Below are 5316 nucleotides of genomic sequence, written 5' to 3'. Positions count from 1 at the left end.
TGCAGCAGGGATATAATTCTGGAAAGCTTAACCTACGATGTATTAATTTATATCCCCACATAAATACTGAGCCTGCCCTGAAAACATAACGACAGGCTCCTGAAAAGGAGTGTTTTTTTTCATGTCCAGGTCGCTATTAACCAACGAAACCAGTGAACTTGATTTACTGGATCAACGTCCTTTCGATCAGACCGACTTCGATATCCTCAAATCCTATGAAGCGGTGGTGGACGGGTTAGCGATGCTCATTGGTAGCCACTGTGAAATCGTTTTGCACTCTCTGCAAGATTTGAAATGTTCCGCAATCCGTATCGCCAATGGCGAACACACAGGGCGTAAAATTGGCTCGCCCATCACCGATCTCGCCTTACGCATGCTGCATGATATGACCGGCGCCGACAGCAGCGTATCGAAGTGTTACTTCACACGCGCGAAAAGCGGTGTGCTGATGAAATCCGTCACTATCGCTATCCGTAACCGCGATCATCGGGTAATTGGTCTACTGTGCATCAATATGAATCTTGATGTGCCGTTCTCGCAGATCATGAGCACTTTTGTGCCACCGGAAACCCCGGATGTTGGCTCTTCAGTAAACTTTGCTTCCTCAGTAGAAGATCTGGTCATGCAAACGCTGGAGTTCACTATTGAAGAGGTTAATGCCGATCGTAATGTTTCCAATAACGCCAAGAATCGCCAGATCGTATTGAATCTCTACGAGAAAGGTATCTTCGATATCAAAGATGCTATCAATCAGGTCGCCGACCGCCTCAATATTTCAAAACACACTGTTTATCTCTATATCCGCCAGTTCAAAAGCGGCGATTTTTCTGTACAGGATCGTTAATGCGTTTTGCCCTGATGGTCACCGGCCCGGCGTATGGTACGCAACAAGCCAGCAGCGCGTATCAGTTTGCGCAGGCGCTACTGGATGCCGGGCATACCTTAGCCAGTGTCTTTTTTTATCGCGAAGGGGTGAGCAACGCGAACGCGCTCACTGCGCCCGCCAGCGATGAATTTGACCTGGTTCGCGCCTGGCAACGCCTGCATGAAGAACACCATGTCGAGCTGCATATCTGCGTTGCTGCGGCGCTGCGCCGCGGTGTTGTTGATGCTGTCGAAGCACAACGGCTGGCGCTGTCAGGTGCAAACCTGCAAGCCGGTTTTTCACTGACCGGCCTTGGCGCGCTGGCGGAAGCCGCGCTCGCTTGCGATCGGGTGGTGCAATTCTGATGCAACGTATCGCCTTTGTATTTACTTCTGCGCCGCATGGTTCCGCTTCTGGTCGCGAAGGGCTGGATGCGTTGTTGGCGACTTCAGCATTTACCGACGATATTGGCGTGTTTTTTATTGGTGATGGCGTATTCCAGTTGCTAGCCGATCAGCAGCCGGATGCGGTATTAGCGCGCGATTACATCGCGACGTTTAAAGTTCTGCCGCTTTATGACATCGAACAGTGCTGGCTGTGTGCGGCTTCCCTGCGTGAGCGTGGATTGGGTGAAGAGACAACATTCGTGTTGCCGGCTCAGCGCCTGGAGCCGGATGCGCTGCGCGAAAAACTTGATAGCTACACTGTCGTTCTGACCTTTTGAGGCATTTATGCTGCATACCTTGTCCCGCTCTCCCTGGCAGTGTGATATAGCGTCGATGCTCCGTTTGCTGCGCCCCGGTGACGATCTGCTGCTGCTTTCAGATGGTGTAACGGCGGCCTTGCAAAACGGGCGCTATGTTGAGTTATTGCTAAACGCCCCCATAACAGTGCATGTCCTTAAAGAAGATATCGATGCCCGTGGTCTGGGTGGTCAAATTTCAAGCAGTGTTGTCAGGGTTGGCTATAATGATTTCGTTAGCCTGACGGTGAAAAACGCTGTTCAGATGCATTGGTAATGTGTGATCGCTGTATATTTCTTGACACCTTTTAAGCACAGCCATAAAATTCTGCGTCCTCATATTATATGAGGCCGTTTTATTACGTGTTTACGAAGCAAAAGCTAAAACCAGGAGCTATTTAATGGCAACAGTTAACCAGCTGGTACGCAAACCACGCGCTCGCAAAGTTGCAAAAAGCAACGTGCCTGCGCTGGAAGCATGCCCGCAAAAACGTGGCGTATGTACTCGTGTATATACTACCACCCCTAAAAAACCGAACTCCGCACTGCGTAAAGTATGTCGTGTTCGTTTGACCAACGGTTTTGAAGTGACTTCCTACATCGGTGGTGAAGGTCACAACCTGCAGGAGCACTCCGTGATCCTGATCCGTGGCGGTCGTGTAAAAGACCTCCCGGGTGTTCGTTACCACACTGTACGTGGCGCGCTCGACTGCTCCGGTGTTAAAGACCGTAAGCAATCTCGCTCCAAATACGGCGTGAAACGTCCTAAGGCTTAATGGTTCTCCGTTAAGTAAGGCCAAACTGTTTTAACTTTAATGTCAAACTAAACTCTTAGAGTTTTGGACAATCCTGAATTAACAACGGAGTATTTCCATGCCACGTCGTCGTGTTATTGGTCAGCGTAAAATTCTGCCGGATCCGAAGTTCGGATCAGAACTGCTGGCTAAATTTGTCAATATCCTGATGGTAGACGGTAAAAAATCTACTGCAGAAGCAATCGTATACAGCGCGCTTGAGACCCTGGCTCAGCGTTCTGGTAAAAATGAACTGGAAGCGTTCGAAGTAGCTCTCGAAAACGTGCGCCCGACTGTGGAAGTTAAGTCTCGCCGCGTGGGTGGTTCTACTTATCAGGTTCCGGTTGAAGTTCGTCCGGTTCGTCGCAATGCTCTGGCAATGCGTTGGATCGTTGAAGCTGCTCGTAAACGCGGTGATAAATCCATGGCTCTGCGCCTGGCGAACGAACTTTCTGATGCTGCAGACAACAAAGGTACTGCAGTTAAGAAACGTGAAGACGTTCACCGTATGGCCGAAGCCAACAAGGCGTTCGCACACTACCGTTGGTAATCCCTTCGGAGTTTTAGTCATATGGCGGGCGCTTCTGGCAAGTGGCCCGCCGTTTGGCAACTTAAATCTGAACGCCTAAAGAGACAAACGAGGAATCAAATGGCTCGTACAACACCCATCGCACGCTACCGTAACATTGGTATCAGTGCGCACATCGACGCCGGTAAAACCACGACTACCGAACGTATTCTGTTCTACACCGGTGTAAACCACAAAATCGGTGAAGTTCATGACGGCGCCGCAACCATGGACTGGATGGAGCAGGAGCAGGAGCGTGGTATTACCATTACCTCCGCTGCGACTACCGCATTCTGGTCTGGTATGGCGAAGCAGTATGAACCGCATCGCGTAAACATCATCGACACCCCGGGGCACGTTGACTTCACTATCGAAGTAGAACGTTCCATGCGTGTTCTTGACGGTGCGGTAATGGTTTACTGTGCCGTTGGTGGTGTTCAGCCGCAGTCTGAAACCGTATGGCGTCAGGCAAACAAATATAAAGTTCCGCGCATCGCGTTCGTTAACAAAATGGACCGCATGGGCGCTAACTTCCTGAAAGTTGTTGGTCAGATCAAATCCCGTCTGGGCGCGAACCCGGTTCCGCTGCAGCTGGCAATTGGTGCTGAAGAAGGTTTCACCGGTGTTGTTGACCTGGTGAAAATGAAAGCCATCAACTGGAACGACGCAGACCAGGGTGTAACCTTCGAATACGAAGATATCCCGGCTGATATGCAGGACCTGGCTGAAGAATGGCACCAGAACCTGATCGAATCCGCTGCTGAAGCTTCTGAAGAGCTGATGGAGAAATACCTGGGTGGTGAAGAACTGACTGAAGAAGAGATCAAAAAAGCTCTGCGTCAGCGTGTTCTGAACAATGAAATCATCCTGGTAACTTGCGGTTCTGCGTTTAAGAACAAAGGTGTTCAGGCGATGCTGGATGCGGTAGTTGATTACCTGCCGTCCCCGACTGACGTACCTGCGATCAAAGGCATCCTGGACGACGGTAAAGATACTCCGGCTGAGCGTCACGCAAGTGATGAAGAGCCGTTCTCTGCGCTGGCGTTCAAAATCGCTACCGACCCGTTTGTTGGTAACCTGACCTTCTTCCGTGTTTACTCCGGTGTGGTTAACTCTGGCGATACCATCCTGAACTCCGTGAAAGCTGCACGTGAGCGTTTCGGTCGTATCGTTCAGATGCACGCTAACAAACGTGAAGAGATCAAAGAAGTCCGCGCGGGCGACATCGCTGCTGCTATCGGTCTGAAAGACGTGACTACTGGTGACACCCTGTGTAACCCGGATCACCCGATCATTCTGGAACGTATGGAATTCCCGGAACCGGTTATTTCCATCGCAGTAGAACCGAAAACCAAAGCTGACCAGGAAAAAATGGGTCTGGCTCTGGGCCGTCTGGCAAAAGAAGACCCGTCATTCCGCGTATGGACTGATGAAGAATCTAACCAGACCATTATCGCCGGTATGGGTGAACTGCACCTCGACATCATCGTTGACCGTATGAAACGTGAATTCAACGTTGAAGCGAACGTCGGCAAACCTCAGGTTGCTTACCGCGAAGCGATTCGCGCGAAAGTTACCGATATCGAAGGTAAACACGCTAAACAGTCTGGTGGTCGCGGTCAGTACGGTCATGTTGTTATCGACATGTACCCGCTGGAGCCGGGCTCTAACCCGAAAGGTTACGAGTTCATCAACGACATCAAAGGTGGTGTAATTCCTGGCGAATACATCCCTGCCGTTGATAAAGGTATCCAGGAACAGCTGAAATCTGGCCCGCTGGCGGGTTACCCGGTAGTTGATCTCGGTGTGCGTCTGCACTTCGGTTCTTACCACGACGTTGACTCCTCTGAACTGGCGTTTAAACTGGCTGCGTCTATTGCCTTTAAAGATGGCTTTAAGAAAGCGAAACCAGTTCTGCTTGAGCCGATCATGAAGGTTGAAGTAGAGACTCCGGAAGAGAACACCGGTGACGTAATCGGTGACCTTAGCCGTCGTCGCGGTATGCTGCGCGGTCAGGAATCTGAAGTTACTGGCGTTAAGATCCACGCTGAAGTTCCGCTGTCTGAAATGTTTGGATATGCAACTCAGCTGCGTTCTCTGACCAAAGGTCGTGCGTCATATACTATGGAATTCCTGAAGTATGATGATGCGCCGAACAACGTTGCTCAGGCCGTAATTGAAGCCCGTGGTAAATAAGCCGCAGGGTTAAAACCAAAGTCCCGTGCTCTCTCCAAAGAGGGAGAGCACTATAGTAAGGAATAAAGCCGTGTCTAAAGAAAAATTTGAACGTACAAAACCGCACGTCAACGTCGGTACTATCGGCCACGTTGACCATGGTAAAACTACT

At 50.4% G+C, this 5316-nt stretch carries 8 protein-coding genes; all 8 read left to right on the top strand.

Features of this window, described 5'->3' with window-relative positions:
• Positions 1 to 121: 121 nt before the first annotated feature.
• Positions 122 to 844 (top strand): helix-turn-helix transcriptional regulator, encoded by a 723-nt coding sequence (locus E0L21_RS24465; RefSeq protein ID WP_017459895.1) that lies wholly within the window; start codon positions 122 to 124, stop codon positions 842 to 844.
• Positions 844 to 1230 carry a sulfurtransferase complex subunit TusD gene (gene tusD, locus E0L21_RS24460; RefSeq protein ID WP_131413813.1) on the top strand — a complete coding sequence of 129 codons (387 nt, stop codon included), beginning with the start codon at positions 844 to 846 and terminating at the stop codon, positions 1228 to 1230. The genes E0L21_RS24465 and tusD overlap by 1 nt, the downstream gene beginning before the upstream one ends.
• Entirely contained in the window at positions 1230 to 1589 is a 360-nt protein-coding gene (tusC, locus tag E0L21_RS24455) for a sulfurtransferase complex subunit TusC (RefSeq protein WP_131413812.1), read from the top strand. The genes tusD and tusC overlap by 1 nt, the downstream gene beginning before the upstream one ends.
• A gap of 7 nt (positions 1590 to 1596) precedes the next feature.
• The gene (gene tusB, locus E0L21_RS24450) at positions 1597 to 1884 is read left to right on the top strand and encodes a sulfurtransferase complex subunit TusB (RefSeq protein ID WP_131413811.1); all 288 of its coding nucleotides are present in this window, start codon (positions 1597 to 1599) and stop codon (positions 1882 to 1884) included.
• 124 nt (positions 1885 to 2008) lie between these two features.
• Positions 2009 to 2383 carry a 30S ribosomal protein S12 gene (rpsL, locus tag E0L21_RS24445; RefSeq protein ID WP_003023654.1) on the top strand — a complete coding sequence of 125 codons (375 nt, stop codon included), beginning with the start codon at positions 2009 to 2011 and terminating at the stop codon, positions 2381 to 2383.
• Between the two features lie 97 nt (positions 2384 to 2480).
• A complete protein-coding gene (gene rpsG, locus E0L21_RS24440; RefSeq protein ID WP_007369802.1) occupies positions 2481 to 2951 on the top strand; it encodes a 30S ribosomal protein S7 in 471 nt (156 codons plus the stop codon).
• A gap of 99 nt (positions 2952 to 3050) precedes the next feature.
• The gene (fusA, locus tag E0L21_RS24435; RefSeq protein ID WP_131413810.1) at positions 3051 to 5165 is read left to right on the top strand and encodes an elongation factor G; all 2115 of its coding nucleotides are present in this window, start codon (positions 3051 to 3053) and stop codon (positions 5163 to 5165) included.
• 70 nt (positions 5166 to 5235) lie between these two features.
• A partial coding sequence (locus E0L21_RS25330) for an elongation factor Tu (protein ID WP_003842260.1) occupies positions 5236 to 5316 on the top strand: 81 nt, incomplete at its 3' end.

It is taken from the genome of Kosakonia quasisacchari, assembly GCF_004331415.1.
Taxonomy (GTDB): Bacteria; Pseudomonadota; Gammaproteobacteria; order Enterobacterales; family Enterobacteriaceae; genus Kosakonia; species Kosakonia quasisacchari.
This window is presented reverse-complemented; position numbering and strand designations above follow the sequence as displayed.